This window comes from Embleya australiensis, from assembly GCF_051903075.1.
Lineage (GTDB): Bacteria > Actinomycetota > Actinomycetes > Streptomycetales > Streptomycetaceae > Embleya.
In genome coordinates this window covers 865,065-887,606 of sequence record NZ_CP182422.1, presented here as the reverse complement: position 1 = coordinate 887,606, position 22,542 = coordinate 865,065, and the positions used below count along the sequence as shown (strand labels likewise).

The window sequence follows — 22,542 nt, the reverse complement described above, 5'->3', positions numbered from 1 at the left end:
AGACGCGTCGCCCTATGAGGTGCCCCACCGGTTCATGAGCAGCTCGCGCGCGGGCGGGGGGCACAAGGCAGAGGTGGTAGGCGCCACCTACGGAACGCAGCTATGGAGCGGGCTTCGTCCGCTTGGTGGTGGTCGCGGTATCGGCCTGCGTAGGGCCGTGGTCGGCCGGGGCGGGGTCGAACACGATCGGTGCCTCGAACGCGGCCTTGCGGGATGCGCGCCGCAGGGCGGCCAGTACCGCCGGGCCGACGAGGACGATCGCGACGCAGTTGGTGATGGCGCGGCCGGTGTCCCATCCGAAGGTCGAGGTGAGCACGGTGAACACGAAGAACCGGCGCAGGTTGTCGAGGATGTCGTCGCCGGGGACGAACGCGGGGCCGACCATGGATTCGGAGTCGGCGAGGAACGGCCAGAACCACATGTTCATGAGGAACCCGAACGCGTAGGCGGCGAAGACGCCGTAGCAGGCGAGCATGACGATCTCACGCCGCCCCCGGACGCGTCGGGGCAGCAGCCCCGCGCCGAGTCCGACCCAGGCCGAGGCCAGCATCTGAAACGGCAACCACGGGCCGACGCCGGCGGTCAGCAGGGCGGATGCGAACAGTGAGGTGCAGCCGAGTACGAACCCGAATCCAGGGCCGAACACTCGCCCGGCCAGGACGAGCATGAAGAACACCGTCTCGATCCCGGCGGTGCCGGCGCCCAGCGGACGCAGTGCCGCGTTGATCGCGGAGAGCACGCCGAGCATGGCCAGCGCCTTGGAGTCGAGCCCGCCGCTGGTGAGTTCGGCCAGCACCACCGCGACCACGAACGGCAGCGTGACGGCGAAGACCAGCGGCGCGTCGCCCGAGTGCGCCGCCGATTCGGGGGAGGGGGAGGCGAACAGCGGCCACAGGAACATGGCCAGGCCCGCGATCGAGGCGATGGCGAGCACGATCGCGGTACGCGCGGTGATCCGGATCGCGTTGACGCGTTTGCGCGTGTCGGTGACGATCGTCATCCGGTGGGCTCCCTGTCTGCGGCGGATGCGCGAGCGTCGCGTGCGGTCGGGACGCCGTCCTCGGAGGCGAACTCCCGGCCGCTGATGTCCGTATCCGCGAGGGCGTTGCCGACGTCGGTGACGGTCAGCCATTCGGCCGGTGCGAGGATCTTGGCCACCTGGGGTGCGAACGCGGGCGAGGAGACGACGACTTCGGCGGTCGGACCGTCGGCGACGATGTCGCCTTCGGCCATCACCACCACGCGGTCGGCGACCTGGGCGACGAATTCGACGTCGTGTGTGGCCAGTACGATCGCCCGCCCGGCGTCGGCGAGTTCGCGCACCACCCGGACGAACCGCCGCTTCGCGTGGTAGTCGAGGCCGCGCGTCGGTTCGTCCAGCAGCACCACCTGTGGCGCGGCGACCAGCTGGATGGCGAGTACCAGGGCGAGGCGCTGCCCCTCGGAGACGTCGCGCGGGTGCAGGGTGCCGTCGATCCCCGGCGCGATGCGATCGAGCAGCGCCCGGCACGCACCGGCTTCGGCGCCGGATTCCCGGTCCGCCTCGGCGCATTCGGCGTCCACGGTCTCCAGGTAGAGCAGGTCGCCGGGAGTCTGCGGGACAAGACCGACCAGCGCGCGAGCCCGCTTCGGCTCGGCCCGGCCCGGATCGGTCCCCGCCACGTCCACGGTGCCGCCCTGGCGGGGACCGGAGCCTTGGAGGGCCCACAGCAGCGAGGATTTGCCGGAGCCGTTGCGGCCCATCAGGGCGGTGACCTGGCCGGCCGGCAACTCCAGGTCGAGGCCGCGTACGGCGATCACGTCGCCGTAGCGCACGATGATGCGCCGCGCGGTCAGCAGCGGGTCGGCCGAGGAGTGGGCCGATCGTGGTCCGGGCGGGGTACAGTCCGCCAACCGCGCTCGCAGCGGTGCGGCCAGGCGGCGGGCGTCGCGGACCGACAGCGGCAGCGGCGACCAGCCGGCGAGCCGCCCGAGTTCGACCACGGGCGGGGCGATGTCGCAGGTCTCCAGGATTTCGGCGGGCGCCCCGTCGCGCACGGTGCGGTCGCCGGGCAGGTGGACGAGCCGGTCGGCGTACTGCACGACCCGTTCCATGCGGTGTTCGGCGACGATCGCGGTGATCCCGAGGTCGTGCACGAGCCTGGTGATCGCGGCCAGGACGTCCTCGGCGGCGGTCGGGTCGAGTGCCGAGGTCGGCTCGTCCAGGACCAGTACTCGGGGGTGCGCGGTCAACACCGAGCCGATCGCGACCCGCTGCTGCTGGCCGCCGGAGAGCGTGCGCAGCGGGCGATGGCGCAACTCGGCGATGCCGAGCAGGTCGAGGGTTTCCTCGACGCGTTTGCGCATCACCGCCGACGGGATGGCCAACTGCTCCATTCCGTAGGCGAGTTCCTCCTCCACGGTGTCGGTGACGAAGCCCGCGAGCGGGTCCTGACCGACCACGCCCACCAGGTGTGCGAACTCGCGCGGTGGCTGTGTCCGGGTTTCGATGCCGTCGACGCGCACGCTGCCGCGCAACGTGCCGCCCGTGAAGTGCGGGACCAGGCCGTTGATCGCCCCCAGCAGGGTGGACTTGCCCGCCCCGGTGCGGCCGACGACCAGACACAACTCCCCTTCGGGGATGATCAATTGCACGTCGCGCAGGGCGGGTGCCGGCGCGTCGGCATAGGTGATGGTGACGTCGCGGAATTCGATCACCGGACGGACTTCTCCCTGATGGTGGTACCGGTACCGGCCGGACCCGCCTTCGGCGCGACGGCCGACGTATCGGGTGCGGGCACGGTGTCGCCGATGCGAGGTGTGGTGAGCGGAGGCGGCGGCGCCAGCCACGCGGGCAGCACGCCGACGAGCAGCGCGAGTACCGGGAGCGGGGCCAGTTCGGGCCAGGCGAGCGGGCTCAGCGACGGGTACAGGTTGCCCGCGTCGATCCGGCTGGTCAGGTAGAGCAGCGCGCCGGCGCCCAGACCACAGCCGGCGACCGCGAATTCGGCCGGGCGCCAGCGGTCGGGGAGATAGATGCTCCGGTTGATCCGCCGGCCGGTCAGCACGAAGCCGATGCCGGCGATCAAGAGGCCGCCGGGCAGCATGGTGGCGCCCAAGTAGCGGGGTGTGCTTCCGTCGAGGAGCGCGTAGACGCCGACGCACACGCCGATCAGCCCGACGAGGGTCAGGACGCCGGTCAACAGTCGGATCGCGCGTGGTAGATGCCGATTGCGGCCGTATCCGCGCGAGTCCATCGCGGCAGCCAGAGCCAGTGAACGATCCAGCGCGTCCTGAAGGACCGGGATCGCGATCGACCGCAACGCCCGCATGCCCTTTTGCGCCCCGCCGCGCAGTCGGCGGGCCCTGCGCACGCGCTGTACGCTCTCGACCAACTGCGGCGCGACCGACAGCGCGACGACCACCGCCGCGCCCACCTCGTACAGCGCGGCCGGCACCGCCTTGAGCATGCGCTTGGGACTGGCCAGCGCGTTCGCCGCACCCAGGCACACGATCATCGTGGCCAGCCGCAACCCGTCGTAGAACCCGCCCAGGACATGTTCGAGCGCCACCGGTCCGAACAGGTGGATACCCGCCGCCCACGCGGGCAGCGGGATCTCCGGCAGGTTGACGAGCACATGCCCGCTCGCCGCGCCCGCGCCGAAGACGATCCGGAACAGTACCCGCATCACGATGATGAACAACCCGAGGAACAGGTACATCCGAAACGCCAGGGCCCACGGGGCGTCGCCGCGCCGGTTGGCGACGACGAACCCGGCCACCGCCAGGAGCGACGCGAGCAGCAGCGGGTTGGTGGTTCGGCCGGCGGCGGTGGCCAGCCCCAGGGCCCACAACCACCACGCACCGGGGTGCACGGTGCGGGGCAGCCGGCCGCCGCCGCGGCGGAATGCCGCGGCGGTCGGCGACGGTTTCGGGTGGGGCACGTTCATCCCGATCCGTCGGCGCGCGTCCGGCGGCGCCACGTGGTGAACCCGGCTGCCGCGCAGATGGCCACGAGCAGGGCGATGCCGACGATGGTCGTGGTCGGGATGCCGTCCCGCTTCTTCGTGGCCAACTCCTCGCCGCCGGTCCAGGTCTGACCCTGCGGGGTGACGCCGGAGGGTTGCACGGACGGCGCGGCCGAGGCGGGCTCGGGCGCCGCGGACTCGGTCGGGGCGGTGGAGGGCACCTCGCTCGCCGGAGCGGCCGGCGGGGGTGCGGACTCCATCGGATTGCCGGAGACGCCGGGCCCGGGGGCCAGGGGGTCGGTACCCGAGGTGGCGGTCCCGCCGGCCCCGTTCGAGCCGGACCCGGTCGACGCGGTGCCGCCTCCTGTTCCGGCCGGTTTGCCTCCCGATCCCGCCGACGTCGTGCCGTTGCCGGAGTTGCCTCCGTTGCCGGTCGGCGGTTGCGGGTTGTTCGTCCTGGGCGGCGGGTCCTGGGTGGCGGGCGTGGTTGGGCGTGACGGGGCCACGCGCGGCGAGGGGTTGGTGGTCTCGGTCTTGTTCTTGGAGAACGACCAGCCCTCGAAGCTGCCGGGCGGCGGTTTGCGGTTCATCGCGCCCCACTGGCTGTACGTCCACGAACCGCCGTTGGGGGAGTGCCAGTACGACCAGTAGGCGCTCGCCGGCGGCGTGTCGATGCATGCCTCGGAGTTGGCTCCCGGCTTGCCTTCGATCCGGCAGATGAAGGACTCGCCCCAGCGGGCAACGCCGGCGATCTCGATGCCGGCGTTCTTGATCGCGGCGTGCCCGGTGGCCTGATCGCCTCGTGCGCAGCGCACGATGGTCGTGCCGCCCAGCTCCTGGAAGTCGATCACGACCGTCACGCCGTTGCCGTCCGGGCAGTATCCGGGAGTGCCCTTGGAGGTGTCGACCGCGCGTGCGGTCGGTGCGGCGACGGTGAGCTGGGCGGTGGCGGGCAGGGCGAGCAGGGCCAGGGCGGCGACCAGGCGGGCCATTCGGCCTCTGCGGCCGAGGCGCCTCACGTGTGCTGTCCGTTCTTGCGGCGCGCACCCGCGCGGACGGCGAAGCCGGTGCCGACCAGGCCGACCGCGAGCAACACCAATCCGCCGACCTGGGCACCGGTACGGGCGAGGCTGCCACCGCCGCCGTTCGCGGTGCCGCCACCGCCGTAGGTGCTTCCGCTGCCGGATACCGAGCCGCCTGTGCCGGCCTGGTTCGTGTTCGTCGCGGACGCGGACGAAGACGCGGAGATCGACGCGCCGGCGGTCTGGCTGAGCGAGGTGGTGGGCGTTGCCGACGTCGAGGCCGACGGGCTCGCGGACTCGGTGTGGGTGGCCGAGCCGGTGGGTGCGGGAGTGTCGGAACGGGTCGGTACGGAAGTGCTCGTCGCGGTCCCGGTCGGTTCGGTCGGCGCCTTGCCCAGGTCGCCGAGCGGGACGCCCGCGAGCACGAGCAGGGCCTGCGGTGTCGCGCGGCGCCACTGGTCGCGCTGGAAGTCGGGGATGCCCTCCGCCCGAGCCGAGGTCAGCGCCTCCTCGTTGTAGGCGATCGTGCCGACGTCCTTGTTCGCGGCGCCGGCGTTGTCGGCGGTGATCTGGTGCTTGGCCACCCACGCGGCGGCCTTGTCCGCCTCTGCCGAGTAGCCGGCCGCGTGCAGGGTCTGCCCGGCCAGGCCGGTGCTGTTGGTGTTCGAGGCCGCCGTGGGACCCGAACCGCCGAACGAACCGTCCGCTTGCTGCCGCGACTTCAGCCAGTCCGCCCCCTTCTTCGCAGCCGCCGCAGCGCCGGTCGACCCGCTCTCCGCCGCCGCGGACAGCAGTGCCTGCACGGCCATCCCGGTGGAGTCCGGGTCGAGGACGGTGGTCGGGGTGTCCTGGCAGACCGGCCCGGTGCTGCCCAGTTGGTCCGGGAACAGTCGGAAGCCGCCGCTGGGGCACTGCTGCTTGATCAGGAAGTCCACCGCACTCTGCGGCACTCCGCCGCTGCGGGCCAGGCCCAGGACGGCGAGCGACTGCCCGAAGGCGTTGCCGGAGTCCGGGCTGCCGGTGAGCTTGTCCCGGACCCGACCGACGTCGTCGCCCGCGTCCGGGCCGGCGACCAGATCGAGGGTCTCCGCCCGCATGTCCAGCCCGCCGAACGCGGCCGGGTTGCGGCCGGCCACGACCGACGCGAACAACACCTTCGCGGTCGCCCCGGCGATCCGCGAGCCGGGTATGCCCCACTCCTCGGCGCTGTTGTACTTGCGGATGTTGGCCGCCACGGCGTCGGTCGCGGCCTTGAGCGCCGCAGGCTCCGAACGGGTGGCCGCCAGCGCCATGACGGTGTCGATGGTCAGGCCCCAGTCCGAACCGGAGAACCCGGGTATCCCCCCGTCGACCAGCTCCCCGGCCTGCCACTTCGCCGCCGCGGCGGCCTGCGTGGCATACGGGTTCGCGGCGTCGGCCGACGCGGAGAAGACAGGGGAGGCCGCGACCAGGATCGCGCCGCAGACCGCGACCGCGCCGGTCTTTCGCACAGTGAGCCAGGACATCGGTGGAACCCTTCCGGGACCGACGCGTCCCGGGGCTCGCCCACGACACGACGCCGGTCGGGCGGTCCGGGCTTCAGCGTGTAGTCCACGACAGCTGGAGCCGACAAAATTCGTACGCACCCAGGTATTCCGACTCGCGGCGGCCTCGCGGCCACCGCCTACGGTTGCGGGTCAGCGCCGGATTTCGACCGGCTTCCCCTGGGTTTCGAACTATGTAGTTGGAGTGCCGATATGGCTCGGCGTGCGGAGCCTACGGAACATTCCGGTCGTTGGACAATACGAGGAGTGCGGAAGCCGCCGTGCCCCTTGTCACGATGACGAACGCCACGGATCGGAATAGGCGGCAGGGGCGGTCACGTCGCGGGCGGTCGCCGGGGCGGGTACGTGCGTTCCCGCCCCGGCGAACTCAGGTCAGGAGGCCGTGTTCGGCAGCGTCGCGCGCACCTCCCGGGCCGCCGCGACCAGATTCTCCAGCGAGGTGCGGACCTCGGGCCAACCACGGGTCTTGAGGCCGCAGTCGGGGTTGACCCATAGACGTTCGGCGGGGATCGCGGCAAGTCCCTTGCGGAGCAGGCCCACCACCTCGTCCGCGCTCGGGACGCGCGGGGAGTGGATGTCGTACACGCCGGGTCCGGCCTCGCGCGGGTAGCCGTGGGCGGCGAGTTCGCCGGCGACCTGCATGTGTGAGCGGGCCGCCTCCAGGCTGATCACGTCGGCGTCGAGGTCGTCGATGGCCTGCACGATGTCGCCGAACTCGGCGTAGCACATGTGGGTGTGGATCTGGGTGGCCGCGCGTACGCCGGACGTGCTCAGGCGGAATGCCTCGGTGGCCCACGCCAGGTATTCGGCGTGGTCCACGGCGCGCAATGGCAGCGTTTCGCGCAGCGCAGGTTCGTCCACCTGGATGACCGAACTCCCGGCCGCCTCCAGGTCGTTGACTTCGTCGCGCAGCGCGAGCGCGACCTGTCGGGCGGTGTCGCCGAGCGGTTGGTCGTCGCGGACGAAGGACCAGGCGAGCATGGTCACCGGTCCGGTCAGCATGCCCTTGACGAGTCGGTCGGACAACGACTGGGCGAACGCGGTCCAGCGCACGGTCATCGGGTCGGGGCGGGAGATGTCGCCGGCCAGGATCGGCGGGCGCACGTACCGGGTGCCGTAGGACTGGACCCAGCCGTGCCGGGTGGCAACGTACCCGGTGAGCTTTTCGGCGAAGTACTGGACCATGTCGTTGCGTTCGGCCTCGCCGTGGACGAGGACGTCGATACCGGCCTTCTCCTGGAAGGAGATCACATCGCGGATCTCGGCCTCGATGCGCTCCTCGTACCCGACGCCGTCGATGCGTCCCGCCCGCAGGTCGGCGCGGGCGGCGCGCAGCTCGGCGGTCTGCGGGAAGGAGCCGATGGTGGTCGTGGGCAGCAACGGCAGGCCCAGATGCGCGCGTTGGGCCTCGGCCCGTTGGGCGTACGGCTTGCTGCGGCGCGCGTCGGCGTCGGTGACCGCGGCGGCGCGGGCGCGCACGGCGGGGTCGTGGGTGAGGGCGGACGCCTTGCGTGCGGCCAGGTCGGCCAGGTTGGCGGCGAGGTGGGTCGCGATGGTGTCGGTGCCCTGAGCGAGGCCGCGGGCCAGGGTGACAATCTCCTCGGTCTTCTGCCGGGCGAACGCGAGCCACCGGGCGATCTGCGGGTCGATGTCGCGTTCGGCGTCGGCGTCCAGCGGCACGTGCAACAACGAGCAGGAGGCGGCGACATCGACGCGGTCGGCCAAGCCCAGCAGTATGCCGAGGGTAGTCAGTGACTTGCCGAGGTCGTTGATCCACACGTTGCGGCCGTCCACGACGCCGGCGACCAGACGTTTGCCGGGCAGTCCGCCGACGGCGGCCAGCGCGTCCAGGTTGGCGGCGGCGGAGCCGGTGAAGTCCAGTGCCAGGCCCTCGATCGGGGCTTTGGCCAGGATCGGCAGCGCCTCGCCGAGGCGGTCGAAGTACGAGGCCACGAGGACCTTGGGCCGGTCGGTCAGTTTGCCGAGGTCGCGGTAGACGCGGGCGGCGGCGCCCAGTTCGGCGAAGCTGCGATCCTGCACCAGCGCCGGTTCGTCGAGTTGCACCCACTCGGCCCCGGCGGCGCGCAGGTCGGCGAGCAACCGCGCGTACACCGGAAGCAGCCGGTCCAGCAGGGTCAGCGGTTGGAAGTCGGCCGCGACGCCAGGTGCGGGCTTGGCGAGCAGGAGGTAGGTGAGCGGGCCCACCAGCACCGGTCGGGCGGTCAGGCCCAGCGCGACGGCCTCCTCGAACTCGGCCACCTGCTTGGCGGAGTTCGCCTCGAAGACGGTGTCCGGCCCGAGTTCGGGGACGAGGTAGTGGTAGTTCGTGTCGAACCACTTGGTCATCTCGAGCGGCGCGACGTCCTGCGTGCCGCGGGCCATGGCGAAGTAGCCGTCCAGGGCGTCGGCTTCGACGGCGGCGCGATGCCGGGCCGGGATCGCGCCCACGGCCACGGTGGTATCGAGGACGTGGTCGTACAGCGAGAAGTCGCCGGTGGGCACCTCGTGGATGCCGGCCTCGGCGAGGCGCCGCCAGTTGGCCAGGCGCAGTTCGGCCGAGGTGTCCCGAAGCGCCTGCGCATCGGTGCGGCCGGCCCAGTAGCCCTCGACGACCTTCTTCAGTTCCCGGTTCGGGCCCTGACGGGGATAGCCGTACACGGTGGCACGGGCTGCCGCGGCTGCGGTCTTGGTTGTCACGGAACTCTCCTTCGCGAGCCTGTCGACAAGATCCCGGAGACGGATCGCAGGCACGAAGGGATGGCAAACCACACGGGCCACGTCGGCGTACTCGCGCGCACATACGTGTCCCACCGGTTGTCCGCCGACCCGCCCACGAGGTCACCGAGCTCTCCGTGCGCTGCGACAGCGCACGGGCAGTGGCAGGTCTTCGGACTCGCGGGCACATCCACCAAGGGTGGACACCTACTGGCCGTCGCTTCCCGGACCGAAACGGGTCCAGTGCTGTTGACGGCGGTCGTTCCCACTCACCGCTGCGGGGCAGTCCCGGATTCGCACCGGGTTCCCTCTTGCGACGCGCCTACCCGGATGGCAGGGCGAACCGACTGCGTGCGACAGCTTAGACGCACAAGAGGCACCCGGGGGAGCCCGGTGCACGCGCCTGGCGGCGAGAGCACGCCTCGAAGGCGTGGACGCAGCCGGCGTCGCTGCGATCGAGTCGGTCCTCGTGACGCGTCGCCGCGTTCGTTCCGGGCGGTGTGGCCCCACGGGCGGTGATCCTGTCGGAACGAACGCGGTCGCGACACCGAGGACGAGGCTGCGTCGGAGTCTTCGGCGGTTCGGCCGGTACTACGGGCGCGTCGGGGCCACGCGCGGCGGCGGGTTGGTGGTGTCCGTCTTGTCCTTGGAGAACGACCACCCCTCGAAGCTGCCCAGCGGAGGCTTGCGGGCGCTCGCGCCCCACGAACTGTAGGTCCACGTGCCGTTGTTGGGCGCGTGCCAATAAGACCAGTAGGCGGATGCCGGCGGGGTGTTGACGCACGGTTCGGTGTCCACGCCGGGCTTGCCCTCGATCCGGCAGATGAACGCCTCTCCCCAGCGGTTGGTGCCCTGGATCTGGAAGCCGGCGTTCTTCAGCGCGGCCAAGCCCGTGGCCTGGTCGCCGGGCGCACAGCGGGTGAGCGTGGCCCCGCCGAGCTCCTGGAAGTCGACGATCACGGTCACGCCGTTGGCGTCCGGGCAGACGCCGGCGGAGCCCTTGGTGGGGTCGATGGCGTAGGCGGCCGGGGCGTTCACGGTGATCTGGGCGGTGGCGGGCAGCACGAGCAGGGCGAGCGCCCCGACCAGCCGACCCCTTCGAGCCTTGTTTCCACGAATCTTCACGCGCGGATCCCTTCGTGCGACGGGCGTCGGCACGAGCGGCGAGAGCGACGCCGACCGGGCCGAGCGATGTTCCTCTCGGGACCGCGCACCCCCGGTATCCACCGACAGGACATCGCCGGGCGGGAAATCCGGGCCTCAGCATGCAGTCCACGACAGCTGGAGCCTCAAACTCGTACGAATCCAGGTGTTCCGACTCGCGGTGGCCTGCCGGTCACCGCCTACGGTTGCGGGTCAGCGCCGGACTTCGACCGGCTTCCCCTGGACTTCGAACCATGCGGTTGTCGCCGACCTGAAGAGAGCCGGCTTGCGGAGCGTACGAGATGCCCTGTTCGTCGGACAACGGGTCAGACGATGGATCCGCGATGTCGTTCATCACCTTCATGGGTGCTCGACGCTGGTTTGCACAACGGTGGTTACGGTCACCCGGGCCGCACCGGGCCCCACGACAGGGGACCTGGGAAGCACGGCCAGTAGGCGTCCTGTCTTCGAAACCGAGCCCGCGAGTCCGAAGGTGGATGGCGGCTGCCCCAACCACCGGCGAGCCGGCGGCCTTCACGTACGGTCCGAGGCATGACCACAGGAGATCCGAAGGCCCCCAAACCCCGAGTGCAGTTGGTCATCGGCATTGTCCGCCGAGACGACGAGATCCTGCTTGTGCGGGAGAGTCTCGGCACCGGCGGCGAGATGCTCTGGTCGCTCCCCGGCGGCGGGATCGAGGACGGCGAACTCGTGCACGAAGCTCTCCGGCGCGAGTTGCGGGAGGAGACCGGACTGCTCGTGGGAGACCCGGTGCGTACCGCCTTCCTCATGCACATCGATTCGGAACGGCACCCATCGGCGTTTGCCGCCGCCTTCGAGATCGACCAGTGGTCGGGGAACATCACGCCAAGGGACGACGACATCGAACAAGCCGCCTTCTTCCCCTTGCCCGACGCCCTGAAGCTGCTCGGCGAGCTGGACAGCGCGATCCAGCGCGAACCCATCGTCGGCTATCTGTCCGGGGCCGTCGCGCCGGGGAGCACCCGGCTGTACCGCAGCCGGGGTGACGAAGAAACGCTTGTCGCCCGCTGGTGATCCCGGACAACGCCCGCCGCACAAACGTCACGATCCGAGGCCGCAGCGCCAGGAGTCCCAGTCTTCGAGGGTGCAAAACTGCGGAATCCGAGTACCCCGGTTCGGACTTCGACTCGACAGGGCGGCATGCCCACGCGGTCGAACACCAGCAACTCGGGAACGGCGTGATACCGGATCACGTATGCAGCGACGCGGATTCTGGGTTGGGTCATCCCGGCATTGCCCGTCACGGCGTCGTTCGTGATCACCGATGAGGCGGCGCCGGACCCGGGAGGGCCGCGACAGCGGCCGACGATTGCGCCTCGGCCGTGGGCGGCGGAGCGGGTGGCGTGGTCGGCTCGTGGGGCGGTTCGGTTTCTGCGGTGCTGTCACGAACGTGATCCGTTGCCGGCGGCCCTGTGCGAGGTGTTGATCGGCACCGGGATGCGCAAGGGCGAGGCTGGGCCTGCATTGGGCCGACGTGCACCTGGACGAGGGGGTTCTCTATGTCCGCTACACGCTCTCGGCGATCGACAACAACCGGCTGGTGATCACCGCGACCAAGACGCGCAGCAGCAGGAGTTGGGTCGTGATCTCGCCCCGGGTCGCGGCCGCGTTGCGACGGCGGGCTCGTGCGAGCGGTTCCGGTCGGGTCGATCCGGCGGATCCGTTCACGGGCCTTGTTTTCACTCGCGCGAATGGCCGGCCGCTGCGGCCGCAGACGTTGCTGGATCGCTTCCGCCACTGGTCCGCCGAGGCCGGCGTGCCCCGGATCACGATGCACGATCTGCGGCACCTGGCCGCGACGCTGACGATTACGGCGGACGTGCCGGTGACGGTGGTGTCCAAGACGTTGCGGCACTCGACGTCGTCGACGGCGGCGAACATCTACGCTCATCTGACCCGGCAGGCCGCCCACGGTGCCGTGGATGCCATCGAGGAAGCTCTCGCCGGTGCCGAGGAAGTGGACGTGGCGAGGCACCTGCCGAATCGGTTGCGACCACATCGCGACCATCCGACCCGGCTGCGTGACCTGTTCAAACCGCTCTACATGGCTGCGGTCGCGGGCCGATCGCTCGTGAGTCCCAAAGCCGAGCGGCGGTCGTGCGACCACACTGCGACCACCACGCCCCAGAACCCGGAAAAGGCCGTCCTCCCATTTCTGAGAAGACGGCCTCCGACCTGCGTAAACGCTGGTCGGGACGACAGGATTTGAACCTGCGACCCCTTGACCCCCAGAGGAGACGGGGCATTTTCGCAGGTCAGGGGCACTTTGCTGCTCAATACGACGTTCGATTTCCAGTATATCGTGCCGTTTCGTGGATGCTGTGTGGTCCACAATTGGTCCACACGATTGGCAGGTTCACTGTGCTTCGATCCGAGCGTGCCGCGCGGCCGGAAGGCCGCGGATGCTTGGTCAAAGGGACGGGATGTCGATACTGAGGGCTGCGAAGCCTGCGGGTCCGCCGATTCCGATCAGGAGGGTGTCGTCGTCGTGCAGCGTGGTGATGGCTTCGATGGGTGCGGCGGTGACAAGTGTATGGAAGAGTTCTGCGGTGGTCGGATCCCATAGATGGACGGCGTGACCGCTTCCGCTTGCCAGAAGGCTGCTTGCGGCGGACAACGGGATAGGTGCCAGAACCTTCGTCGAAGGTACGACGATGGTGGTCTGGACTGTCCAAGTAGCTGTATCCCAGGTCTGAATTCGCTCTCGGGTGGCCGCGGCCAGAAGGGTCGTGTCACCCGAGTGCACCACGGCCAATGTTCTGGTATCGGATTGCCCACGCATGCTCAGTTCCGCGACTACTTTCTGCGCGGTGAGGTCCCAGATCAGTACGCCGCCCCGGATGCCGAGCGCGATCCGCCGAGTAGCTTCGTCCGGCGCTGGTACGGCTATCACGGCGCGAGGCGATGCCGCGCGCTCTATCGATACGAAGACGCCTTCCTTGTTCAGGATGTCGGTGAGGTGAACGCCGCCAGGATGCGCGGTGACGACAGTGGCAGAGCCGGGCGGCCAGTCGATGAGACAGCTGGCCGGAGTCCTGCCGGGCAGACGGGACACGATGTGCTTTTCTTGGTGCGGCGACATAGTTTGCGCTGGCTCGTCCTGCAGGGGATCCCAGACCTCTAGTCCGTGAGGTGTGTGAACGGCCAAGAGCCCCTGTGGCAAGGCCTGCAGGGCGTTGACGGCTCCGGTAGGCAGGCGACGCCAGGGGTGGTTGCTGCCATCGGTGATCTCGACTCCCGTGCCGGTGCCGATGGCCCACAGCTCGCGAGTCGAGTCATTGCGGAAGGCAACCGGGAGCGTTGCCAACGCTGTCACGGAGCGGGACACTGCCGCGTTGCTTTCGGTGAGGGCAACCGGGGAGGGATGCCAAAGGCGTAGCCCGGCTTCCCCTGCAGTCGCCACCCGCCACTGACCTTGATCACTGGGCAGGGCTGTTAATGCTGTGATTGGGCCCACCCTGACGGTAGCCGCCAGTCTCCAAGAGACACCGTCTAGTTCCCATATTTCTACAGTCCGCTTTCGCTCCAAGGCGATCGCCACGCGACCGTCGTGATCGGGGACCTGCACGGGGTGGGCTGCTGGGCCCATACCCACGTAAACTTTCCGATTGGTCTCGAAGTCCCAAGTAAGGATGTGTTCGGAGGTTGCGGCGAGCACTAGGTCCGAGCGGCCTGGGCGGTGTACACCCATTAGCTTGCGCAGCCCTCGCTTGGAGAAGGGCAGTTGTGCCCGGACGCCGCCGCCGTTCAGCTCGCTTACGGTCAGCTGACCAAAGGCCTGAGCAGCCAGCAGTGGTTGGCCTCCTTCGCCGTGAATGACAGCTTGAATTTCCAGTGAGAAGTTCTCCAGCTCGGAGGCAGGCGACAGGAAATCGAAATGATCCTCATCGGGCCTCCAGATCGCCGGAACCTGGCCACGCAAATAGAGCTTCCAACGCCGATGCCCATCGGCAATCACCTGCACCCCGCTCATCCTGGGCCCTCGGGTGTGGGCAACTTGCAGACCTGATAGCGGGTCCCAGATGGCCACGCCTTGTGATCCAGCGGTGGCGAGAAAGGGTCGTCCGCTGTTGCTGCGGATCAGGCACATGCCCTGGACGAAACCAGCTGGGAGATCCGTTAGATGTCGGCCGGAGGAGGCGTCCCAGACGTGGGCCCCGGACTTGGTGCCAGCAGCGAGAAGGGTACGCCTCGGAGATACCTCCACAGCTGTAAGCGCATGCACATGCTCTCCGAGCGAGGCCAGCACGTTGGTGGCGGACTCCCACCATCCCCACTGCGGGGTCAGGGCAGCGGGGATGGCTTCGGGTCCGGCCTGGTTCGCGCTTGCCAGCGCGGCATAGTGCAAGGCGATGCTGCTTCTCCGCGACGCGGTGTCGGTGTCCTCGGTGAGGTACGGCTCGATTAGCGCGGCTGCGGTCACGGTCAGCAAATGTGCGTGCGCCGGATCGTGCCGCAAGGGCACGCCCAGTTGCTCACGCAGGGTAAGGGAAGTTTCCTGGGCAAGCAGTTGAAGCGGGACGTGGTCATCGTCCAGTACACGACCTGCAGCCGCGTGGGCGACGAGGTGCCGGCGGATGTAGGGATGAGAGATAGACGGCGGGTTCGAGGGCACAAGCAGGGCCAGTGCGTCCGTGATACGCGCCTGTTCTTCGTCGACGGACAGCGAAGGGTGTTCACTGCGCGCAACGGGCGACATGTCCACAAGCCAGGAAGGCTGCTGTACCAGGACTTCGGCGACCTGCTCGTGTACCGGTCGGTAGGTGGTGCGCCCGTCTTCCTCGCTTGTGGCGAGATAGCCGGTCAGTCGGGTCGTCTGCACGGTGCGGATCACGGCCGCGTATGTGTCCAGGCCGACGGGATCAGTGGTGGGGACCTCCAGTGCCTGTGCGACGGCCGGCCAGATCTCGGCCCAGGGTAGACCCGAACCAGCCCCGAAGGCGGTGGCTCGAAGCACCCTCACCAGAACGCCTACGGGCACGCCGTGGTGACTGGCCACCTCATGCACATCTTCATGCAGCAGCGCGACCGTGCCCTGATTCAGGCGCTCCCGCCACGAGGCAGCGGTCAAATCCTGCATCTGATCGGCCGTACGTAGTTGATCTGCCGCCAGACGCGCATCCAAAAATGAGGGGGCCACGACGCGAGCGATCTCGCGTGCCGTCGTGCGGGCGGACTCGCCCTGCCCTATGTACGGGCTGGTTTCGCCAGTGTTGAGCAAGGCCTCGACATAGACAGAGATGTCCTCCTGGCAGGTCGGTTCATCGGTGCGCTGCACTTGAACCGGTACGTACTGGTGATCATCGGCCAGAGCTTTGATCAGCACCTGCAGGAGGGCGTCGGCGTCGTCATCGCGCAGAGCCCGCGGGGGGCCGAAGGCGTCGGGAGGAGAACTGCGCACGCCCAGCACCATGCGCACCAGCGGCTGGTAGTCCTCCCTTCGCAGGCGTGCCATGGGCAGGATGACATCGTTGAGGCAGGCGAGAGTCTGCTCGGCCTCATCCAGCCCGTCGAGGACGATGGTCGGTATTGCGCCTTGTTGCGCGCGTGTGGTGAGGTGGTCCAGGAGCAGCTGAAGTGGTGCCGTCCCTGCGGGAACCGCCCCGATACCCAGGGCCCGCAGAAGGTCTCCGATCAGGCCTGGTGAGGTCTTGTTTCGGGCGAGCACCGCTGCAGCCACTGATCCGACCGGCGGTCGCTCTTCCTCCGGTACTGCTGACGCCACCCGGTACAGATCCGGCTGGGAGAGGAACACCGCGTCGGTGAGTGTGACCAAGCGGGCCAGCAGGGCTGACTTCCCTGAGCCGGCTGCCCCCGTTACCACCATGACGCCAGTGCCGTTGGTGACAAACCCAGCCAGCTTGCGCATGACCTCGTGGCGTCCGCTGAAGTACCAGCCCACATCCTGTTCGTGAGTACGTCCTGAGGCGCGATCATGCCAGTAGCCGGCGAACAGGCCCGCAGCATCGGGAAGCTCACGGACCGAAGCTCCCAATCTCTGTGGAGCCTGATACCGCGGGTTGGGCAAGCACAGACTTGGTTCCTGTGACAGCTTCTGCGGCCACACCCACTGCGCCTCGACCAGTCCACGGTCCTGTTGGCTGACCGCATCGAGGACCTGCTGCCACTCACTGAACGACAGATACGGTTCAGCAAACCCTGACTCCTCCGCACCGATCGCCTCCAGAGCGCGGTTGAGGAGTTCGGTGAAGGACCCGACCAGAGGCTGCTCGTCGAAGTCGCCCGCTGCGACGACCGCGCGCGAGGCTAATCTGTGGCGAACTCCCAGATCGCGCATTACAACGGGAACCTCGTTGGCCAGCGCCCCGGCGAAGCAGGAGTCGACCAGAACCAGGACGTGCTCGGCTGAACTGCCCAGCGCGGCGCTGATGACCTCGCTGGTTGTCAGCGCCGTTCCCGGCAACCGGGCGTCATCGGTGCGCGCGAAGCGCAGATAGTGTCGGCCAGAGGACGAGCCTCGTTGGCCGTGACCGGTGATGTAGACGACGATGGCCTCGTCTCGCTCGGCAGCGGCAAGATCCTGATCGTCCAGGAACTGGCGGACCTGCTGCACCGAGTGCAGAGGCTGCGGCACCATTATCGGCTCGAACGTCCGGTCAACGCCGAGTTCTGGATCGGCCAGCCAGCCCGTAACGACCGCTACCTGGTCGGCGATTCCCTTCGCGAAGTCGGCATCACCGTCCCCGTAATCGTTCACCGCGATCACGATCAGCCGTCGCACCCGGCATGACGACACACTCATAGCGTTCCCTGCCCTGATTGCACCGGTCAAGGGTCGCACTTTACCGACGCCCGGTCCCAATTTTCGCGCGGTTACGAGGCGCGAAGCCCGCTAGCATCCGTGAAGTGCCGCCGCCGTGGCGGTATCCGGAGGGGAGGTGCGTAGTGACCGATCTGCATGTGGTGGGTGTGCACGGCGTTCGGCAGCGAGACACGAACGCTATCAAGCTGGCCGATGACTGGAACCAGGCACTGGCCAGGGGCATCGCCGTGCACGCCGGTTCGCACGCCGTTGTGCCCGTGGTGACGGCGCCGTACTACGGCGATGTCTTTCGTCGCGGCCGCCTCAAGCTTGGTGAAGACGAGGTTTCCGATTTCGCCACAACCGACGAAGAGGAACTCGATTATATCTTGGGGGCTTTGGAGGTGCACAGCCCACCTGTCCCGGGACAACAGCTGTCAGCTGGCACCTTGGGAATGCCACCGCGAATGAATCCCCGTCTCGTCCGGGCGATCGCCCGGGTTGACAGGCGTTGTGGCAACGGAGCGGGCAGGTTGGTCTTTAGCCGCATCAGCGAGATGTACGGGTACTTCAAGGACAAGGACAAGGCGGAACAGATCCGCACCCGCGTCCGTGAGGCCGTTGAGCAGACCGGCACCCCACTGATCATCGCCCACTCACTGGGCAGCGTCGTTGTCTATGACATGTTTCAGCGTGGTCAGATCCCTGCGCCCGCCGCGGGTACCGGCGTGACCCAACTCATCACTTGCGGTTCACCGTTGGCCTGGATGCCCGTCCAACGCAAACTCGGGCTCACCGCAACAGCAGGCTTGCGCTTGCCCATGGGGGTTGCCTGGTTGAACGTCTACGACCCTCGCGACCCCGTTACCGCTGGAGTCGGCCTTGTCGCCCTGGCTCCCGAACTGATCGACGCCCCGGTCGACAACCGGAATGATCCCCATGCCGCAGACAGATATCTCGAACAGAAGGCCGTGGCACTCGGCGTCCAGGCTGCTCTGGAGTTGTTCGCGCCGCCGGAACTCTGAGGGAGCGACAGCCCATCGAGAGCTGCCCGAGGTGGTCGTGCAGCGTTTTTTGGTGACGTGATGTCGTCCGGCTCAGCGTTGGGATGGGTGATGGGGCATACCCGGGTCTTGGACGTCGATACCGAGGTGTTGGCGGAGTAGGTTTCGGAGCAGTCGCCGTCGAAGAATTCAGTGCGGCCGTGTTCGCGAGTGAACTGCCAACTGCCGTAGTCGAATCAGGATGCTGTCACGAAGATCGCCTTGCTCGCGTGATGGTCTTGGCCCAGTACACCGGCGAGGGCCCGGACGGAGTCGGGCTGGATGCACTTGGCGTAGTGCCTGGCTTGGACGACCGTAGCGGCCAGAAGAGGGCCTGTGTGACCAGGACCGTGCCGACGCCTTGATCGCCCGGACCGCCGGGTGTTCCACGCGTTGATGCCGCGCATCTCGAACACCTGCCGGCCAAGTGCTCGAAATCGTCAGGATCCAGAGGAGTCTCGGGATCGTCGGCCGCGCAAAGGTCGTGCACTGCGGATTTATCGGTTCGGCTGAGCCTTACCCCGAGACTATGCCGAACAGTGGTGCTTCCGTGAGGTGTTCCCTACGGCTTGAGGCAGGTGGCTGTGCTGTGTCAGCCGTGGAGCGCGCGTAGTGGGGCAGGGGGTCGGGGCGGAACGCGGTTTGCATTGTCGGGCGTTGGCAGACCTGGTCGACCTCGGTACAGGTGGCCAGGGACTCTGCTGTGTCGCCGCAGTCGCGAAAAGCAGGTTGCACGCGAACGTACCGAGCGTTGTCGCCGACAAGCGCCTTCGGGACTACGGATGGGTTGATCAGCCCATAAGTTGGTGTCAGTGCCGAGCGACCCGGCGCATCGCACCCGCCCCGGGTGCGCTCACCGCGATCGGAGAGCATCGTGAAGAACAGCCCGTTGTGGCGAGTGGTTGACAACGAGAGTGGTAGCCAGTCCATCGTCAGCACGCCCGCCGAGGCGGTCGCGTTCGTCAACAGCCGGTTCGACACCGATGACGACGACGAGCCGTTCAGCATCACCGAGGTCGGTCCTCTCCTTCCGAAGCCGCTCGGGGTCATCACCGCATGGGCCGCCGAGAAGGACGGCGAGCGAACCGACGGACGTACTGCCCCGATCACCATCAGGCCGGTTGTGACGGACAACGCCGGCGAGTGCGATGACGTGGTGCTCTGGCGCGACGTGTACGTCTCCTGGGACCACGACATGTACACCGTCGAGGAGCCGGACAGCTCCGAGTACAGCGAGGCTTACAGCGCTGCCGAGTTGAGCGCGATCCTCGACGAGTACGCCGCCGACTACGAGTACGCGCCTGAAGGGCCCGACAGCCACAGGTGGCCGAAACCGGAAGAGTTGATCGCCTACGGTGCCCAGGAGTGCGCCAAGCGGTTCGGGTACCTCGACGACGACGCCCTGCTGTGGCTCGCTGCCACCCGCATCACGCTCGCGGTGTGGCGCAACACACCCGTCGAGAACTGGCATGCCGGGAAGAGTCCGCTCCACGACGGCACAATGATGCGGATCAACACGGCAACCACCCGACTCGTGCGCTCGATGCTGTCGTTCGACCATGTCGACTGGATCGGTCTCGGTCTCGCGATCGTCAACCCGTCCCGGGTTCTACCGACCGGGCAGTCTGTTCTCGAGCTCGGGCTGGCCTGCCACAACCCTGACGACCCGGCGCACGAAGCTGATCCGCGCGAAGAACTCGCGGAGATGGCACAAAACGCGATCGCTTGGGGGCGAGCGTACTGCCTTCGCGAGAAGGAGTTCGGCCTGCGAACCCTGATCGAATTCTTCTGCGCGTCCGACAACGGCTGGTTCGGAACACCGAGTTGGGGGCGCATCGTCGATCGGTTCCTTACGGCTGTCGACGACCGGGAGAATGCGCACTGGCGCATGCACCGAAACGAGCCTTGGTTCGACGAGTGGTTCACCAACCGCCCGGCCGACATTGCGGATACCACGGAACTTCGTCGGCTGCTCTATGCCGGGCCCGACCTGCTGTCCGAGGAGGCCGCCGAATGGTGCGTGGATGGTGCCATCGGCTACGTCTGCCGGGACGACCACGTGAACGGCTGCCTACAGTGCGGCATTCCGCCGGCAACGGAGTCCCCCAACGAGTGAACGTGGGCACCAACGTAGAAAAGCAAGCACCCACTGACCGCGCTCTCTCCCGCCTACTCGGCGGCCTCCCTCTGCTCAGGGAGCCAGTCGCGGCTCCCCTGAATGGTCGCGGACCAGTAGGTGCCGGAGTAATGCTTCTGCCCCTTGTACCAGCGGAACGTCCGCCACGGCACTGCGGACTGCAGCAGGTCAATCGAGACCGCAGCCCATTCCTGATCAACAATCACTTCGCCATCTCGGCAGCGAACACTTACAGTTGCAGTAGCACTGTCCATCGCGCACACCCCCGGCCCATGGACCCTTGCCCATAGACCCACGGTGCCAGCACGCTTGTCTCAGACGGGCAGCGCTGCATGCTATTCATCCGAACGGGTGACGGCCCTGAGCTGCCAGTCTCAGACTTGCGTCCTACCGGGCTCGGTCCGGACATCCATACTGAGATTTGGACACGAAATCTGAGACCCTACAAAAGGGATTCACGGCTAGTCGAAGTCAACGAAGCGCGCGTAATGCGCTTGGAAAGCCACTGTTGCTATGCCGGTAGGGCCGCTGCGATTCTTCGCCACGCGGATATCTGCTTCTCCGGCACGCGAGCTTTCTAGATCGTACGCATCATCTCGGTGCAGCAGCAGGACAACATTCGCCTCGTCTCTTAGCGGACGACCGTGTACAGCGTGGTGGATGTGGAGGCGTGGTTGGCGGGTCGTCGGGTGATCCGCAGGTGGCGGCTTGAGCCAGCGGCGGGTGGTGCTGCCGGTGGGAGTGCGGCTGTCGTCGGACATCGAGTTCATCGAGGGGTTGCCGAAGCCCTTTCGGGCGCGGGTGCGTTGGACGGACTCGGCGAACAAGAGGCGGCCGTCCGTCTCGGAGAGTGCCGCGACCCTCGCGGAGGCCGAGGCGTGGATCGAGCGGGTCGAGCGTCTTGCGCGGGCGGGCGTGGATCCGTCGATGGCGACGATGAGCCTGGCCGAGTACGGCGAAGTGGTGATGGAGATGGCCTTGCGGGGGCTGGAGGCCAAGACCTCCGACCCGTACAGTGCCGGGTGGCGACTGCGGGTCGTGCCGTAACTCGGGCATCTGCAGGTCCAGGCCGTCACGCACGGAGCGGTCGATCGCGCGGTCTACGGGTGGATAGCCGACGGCGTGGGTCGGTCCTCCGTCAAGTGCTCGATCGCCGTGCTGGTGCGGATGATGCAACAGGCGGTCCGGGACGGGCTGATCGACAACAACCCCGCCCGGATCACCGGCTGGCAGCACGAGTTCCGCAAGGCCGAGGACGAACTCGACGACCCGCGCGCCCTCGCACTGAAGGACTGGGCCGCCCTCGACGCCCTGGCCGAAGCGCTGGTGGCCCGCTCGCACGGGCGCTACCGCGGGTGGGGCGACGTGGTGCAGTTCGCCGGCTGCACCGCCGGCCGCATCGGCGAGGTCTCCGGCGTGCGGGCCCGCGACATCGACACGAGGACCTGGGTGTGGGACCTGTGCCGCCAGACCACGACCTCGCCCGGCGGGCTCGTGGACAAGGGCACCAAGGGCAAGCGGCGGCGGAAGGTGCCGATCATCCCGGAGATCCGGCCGCTGGTGCTCCGCAGGATCGATTCGGTCGGTTCGGATCCGATGGCGCGCCTGTTCACCGGGCCGCGTGGCGGTCGGATCACCACCGCCATCCTGCGTGACGCCACCCACTGGGACGAGGTCGTCACCTCGCTCGGATACGGATACCTGCGCCGACACGGACTGCGCCACACCGGGCTGACTTGGATGGCGACGCGGGAGTTCCGGTGCACGTGCTGCGCAAGATCGCGGGACACGGTTCGCTCACGACGACCCAGCGATATCTGCATCCGGATGTGCACTCGATCACGAGCGCGGGAGAGGCTCTGAGTCTCTATCTCACGCTGGCTCCGGGGGAGTCTGGTCCATAACTGGTCCATGGACGCCTCGGCGCCCCTCGCCCAACCCGCTGGTGCTCTAAGCCAGCAAGAGGCGCTGACCTGGGCTTTTGCCCTGGTCAGCGCCTCTTGAACACCGTCGGGACGACAGGATTTGAACCTGCGACCCCTTGACCCCCAGTCAAGTGCGCTACCAAGCTGCGCCACGTCCCGGTGTTCGGTTGGCCGAACACGGAAACCATATCGCACTTGGGGGGGTGGTCCGCCACGTGGTTGTTCGGTGGTGTCGGGGGTGGGGAAGGGGCGTGGGTCCGG

General features: G+C 68.1%; 15 protein-coding genes, 1 tRNA gene, 1 pseudogene and 3 riboswitches. Of the genes and pseudogenes, 6 read left to right on the top strand and 11 right to left on the bottom strand.

What is annotated here, in order from left to right:
* Window positions 1–100 precede the first annotated feature (100 nt).
* The 7 genes from ACMXN5_RS03695 to ACMXN5_RS03665 form a co-directional block, all read right to left on the bottom strand.
* Complete coding sequence (locus ACMXN5_RS03695; RefSeq protein WP_439673962.1) at window positions 101–1,000, bottom strand: ECF transporter S component; 900 nt, start codon at window positions 998–1,000, stop codon at window positions 101–103.
* A complete protein-coding gene (locus ACMXN5_RS03690) occupies window positions 997–2,697 on the bottom strand; it encodes an ABC transporter ATP-binding protein (protein ID WP_439673961.1) in 1,701 nt (566 codons plus the stop codon). Before ACMXN5_RS03690 ends, ACMXN5_RS03695 begins: the two co-directional genes overlap by 4 nt.
* On the bottom strand, window positions 2,694–3,929 hold the full coding sequence (locus ACMXN5_RS03685) for a CbiQ family ECF transporter T component (RefSeq protein WP_439673960.1): 1,236 nt from the start codon (window positions 3,927–3,929) through the stop codon (window positions 2,694–2,696). The genes ACMXN5_RS03690 and ACMXN5_RS03685 overlap by 4 nt, the downstream gene beginning before the upstream one ends.
* Complete coding sequence (locus tag ACMXN5_RS03680) at window positions 3,926–4,966, bottom strand: hypothetical protein (protein WP_439673959.1); 1,041 nt, start codon at window positions 4,964–4,966, stop codon at window positions 3,926–3,928. The genes ACMXN5_RS03685 and ACMXN5_RS03680 overlap by 4 nt, the downstream gene beginning before the upstream one ends.
* Window positions 4,963–6,474, bottom strand: a complete 1,512-nt coding sequence (locus ACMXN5_RS03675) for a prenyltransferase/squalene oxidase repeat-containing protein (RefSeq protein ID WP_439673958.1) — start codon at window positions 6,472–6,474, stop codon at window positions 4,963–4,965. Before ACMXN5_RS03675 ends, ACMXN5_RS03680 begins: the two co-directional genes overlap by 4 nt.
* Window positions 6,475–6,578: 104 nt before the next feature.
* Window positions 6,579–6,737, bottom strand: a riboswitch (cobalamin riboswitch).
* A gap of 148 nt (window positions 6,738–6,885) precedes the next feature.
* Window positions 6,886–9,210: a 5-methyltetrahydropteroyltriglutamate--homocysteine S-methyltransferase gene (gene metE / locus ACMXN5_RS03670; protein ID WP_439673957.1), complete on the bottom strand. Its 2,325-nt coding sequence runs from the start codon at window positions 9,208–9,210 to the stop codon at window positions 6,886–6,888.
* Between the two features lie 164 nt (window positions 9,211–9,374).
* A riboswitch (cobalamin riboswitch) is annotated at window positions 9,375–9,592 on the bottom strand.
* A gap of 227 nt (window positions 9,593–9,819) precedes the next feature.
* A complete protein-coding gene (locus tag ACMXN5_RS03665) occupies window positions 9,820–10,353 on the bottom strand; it encodes a flagellar hook-length control protein FliK (protein ID WP_439673956.1) in 534 nt (177 codons plus the stop codon).
* Between the two features lie 183 nt (window positions 10,354–10,536).
* Window positions 10,537–10,611: riboswitch (cobalamin riboswitch) on the bottom strand.
* A gap of 348 nt (window positions 10,612–10,959) precedes the next feature.
* Between ACMXN5_RS03665 and ACMXN5_RS03660 the strand changes: the two genes are divergently transcribed.
* Both ACMXN5_RS03660 and ACMXN5_RS03655 read left to right on the top strand, forming a co-directional pair.
* Entirely contained in the window at window positions 10,960–11,427 is a 468-nt protein-coding gene (locus tag ACMXN5_RS03660) for an NUDIX hydrolase (RefSeq protein WP_439673955.1), read from the top strand.
* A gap of 460 nt (window positions 11,428–11,887) precedes the next feature.
* The gene (locus tag ACMXN5_RS03655) at window positions 11,888–12,622 is read left to right on the top strand and encodes a tyrosine-type recombinase/integrase (protein WP_439673953.1); all 735 of its coding nucleotides are present in this window, start codon (window positions 11,888–11,890) and stop codon (window positions 12,620–12,622) included.
* Window positions 12,623–12,823: 201 nt separating this feature from the next.
* Here the strand turns inward: ACMXN5_RS03655 and ACMXN5_RS03650 are convergent, their stop codons facing one another.
* On the bottom strand, window positions 12,824–17,155 hold the full coding sequence (locus ACMXN5_RS03650) for an AAA family ATPase (RefSeq protein WP_439673952.1): 4,332 nt from the start codon (window positions 17,153–17,155) through the stop codon (window positions 12,824–12,826).
* A 164-nt stretch (window positions 17,156–17,319) separates the two neighbouring features.
* Between ACMXN5_RS03650 and ACMXN5_RS03645 the strand changes: the two genes are divergently transcribed.
* A complete protein-coding gene (locus tag ACMXN5_RS03645; protein WP_439673950.1) occupies window positions 17,320–18,201 on the top strand; it encodes a hypothetical protein in 882 nt (293 codons plus the stop codon).
* Window positions 18,202–18,416: 215 nt separating this feature from the next.
* Here the strand turns inward: ACMXN5_RS03645 and ACMXN5_RS03640 are convergent.
* Window positions 18,417–18,647 (bottom strand): annotated as a pseudogene (locus ACMXN5_RS03640) (restriction endonuclease); the annotation flags it as partial.
* Between the two features lie 446 nt (window positions 18,648–19,093).
* Here ACMXN5_RS03640 and ACMXN5_RS03635 point away from each other — a divergent pair.
* Window positions 19,094–20,335, top strand: a complete 1,242-nt coding sequence (locus ACMXN5_RS03635) for a hypothetical protein (protein ID WP_439673949.1) — start codon at window positions 19,094–19,096, stop codon at window positions 20,333–20,335.
* 482 nt (window positions 20,336–20,817) lie between these two features.
* Here ACMXN5_RS03635 and ACMXN5_RS03630 read toward each other — a convergent pair whose 3' ends face one another.
* Window positions 20,818–21,117 (bottom strand): DnaB-like helicase C-terminal domain-containing protein, encoded by a 300-nt coding sequence (locus ACMXN5_RS03630; protein ID WP_439673948.1) that lies wholly within the window; start codon window positions 21,115–21,117, stop codon window positions 20,818–20,820.
* Between ACMXN5_RS03630 and ACMXN5_RS03625 the strand changes: the two genes are divergently transcribed.
* Window positions 21,065–21,403 carry a hypothetical protein gene (locus ACMXN5_RS03625; protein ID WP_439678121.1) on the top strand — a complete coding sequence of 113 codons (339 nt, stop codon included), beginning with the start codon at window positions 21,065–21,067 and terminating at the stop codon, window positions 21,401–21,403. The genes ACMXN5_RS03630 and ACMXN5_RS03625 overlap by 53 nt on opposite strands.
* Window positions 21,404–21,478: 75 nt before the next feature.
* Window positions 21,479–22,219, top strand: coding sequence for an integrase (locus ACMXN5_RS03620; RefSeq protein WP_439673946.1), 741 nt, complete (start codon window positions 21,479–21,481; stop codon window positions 22,217–22,219).
* Window positions 22,220–22,366: 147 nt separating this feature from the next.
* Here the strand turns inward: ACMXN5_RS03620 and ACMXN5_RS03615 are convergent.
* Window positions 22,367–22,440: transfer RNA gene (locus tag ACMXN5_RS03615), tRNA-Pro, on the bottom strand.
* Window positions 22,441–22,542: the final 102 nt, after the last annotated feature.

Coding starts and splice junctions, on each gene's coding strand:
- ACMXN5_RS03695 (WP_439673962.1), bottom strand. CDS start 1,000: ATGACGATCGTCACCGACACGCGCAAACGCGTCAACGCGATCCGGATC.
- ACMXN5_RS03685 (WP_439673960.1), bottom strand. CDS start 3,929: ATGAACGTGCCCCACCCGAAACCGTCGCCGACCGCCGCGGCATTCCGC.
- ACMXN5_RS03675 (WP_439673958.1), bottom strand. CDS start 6,474: ATGTCCTGGCTCACTGTGCGAAAGACCGGCGCGGTCGCGGTCTGCGGC.
- ACMXN5_RS03630 (WP_439673948.1), bottom strand. CDS start 21,117: ATGTCCGACGACAGCCGCACTCCCACCGGCAGCACCACCCGCCGCTGG.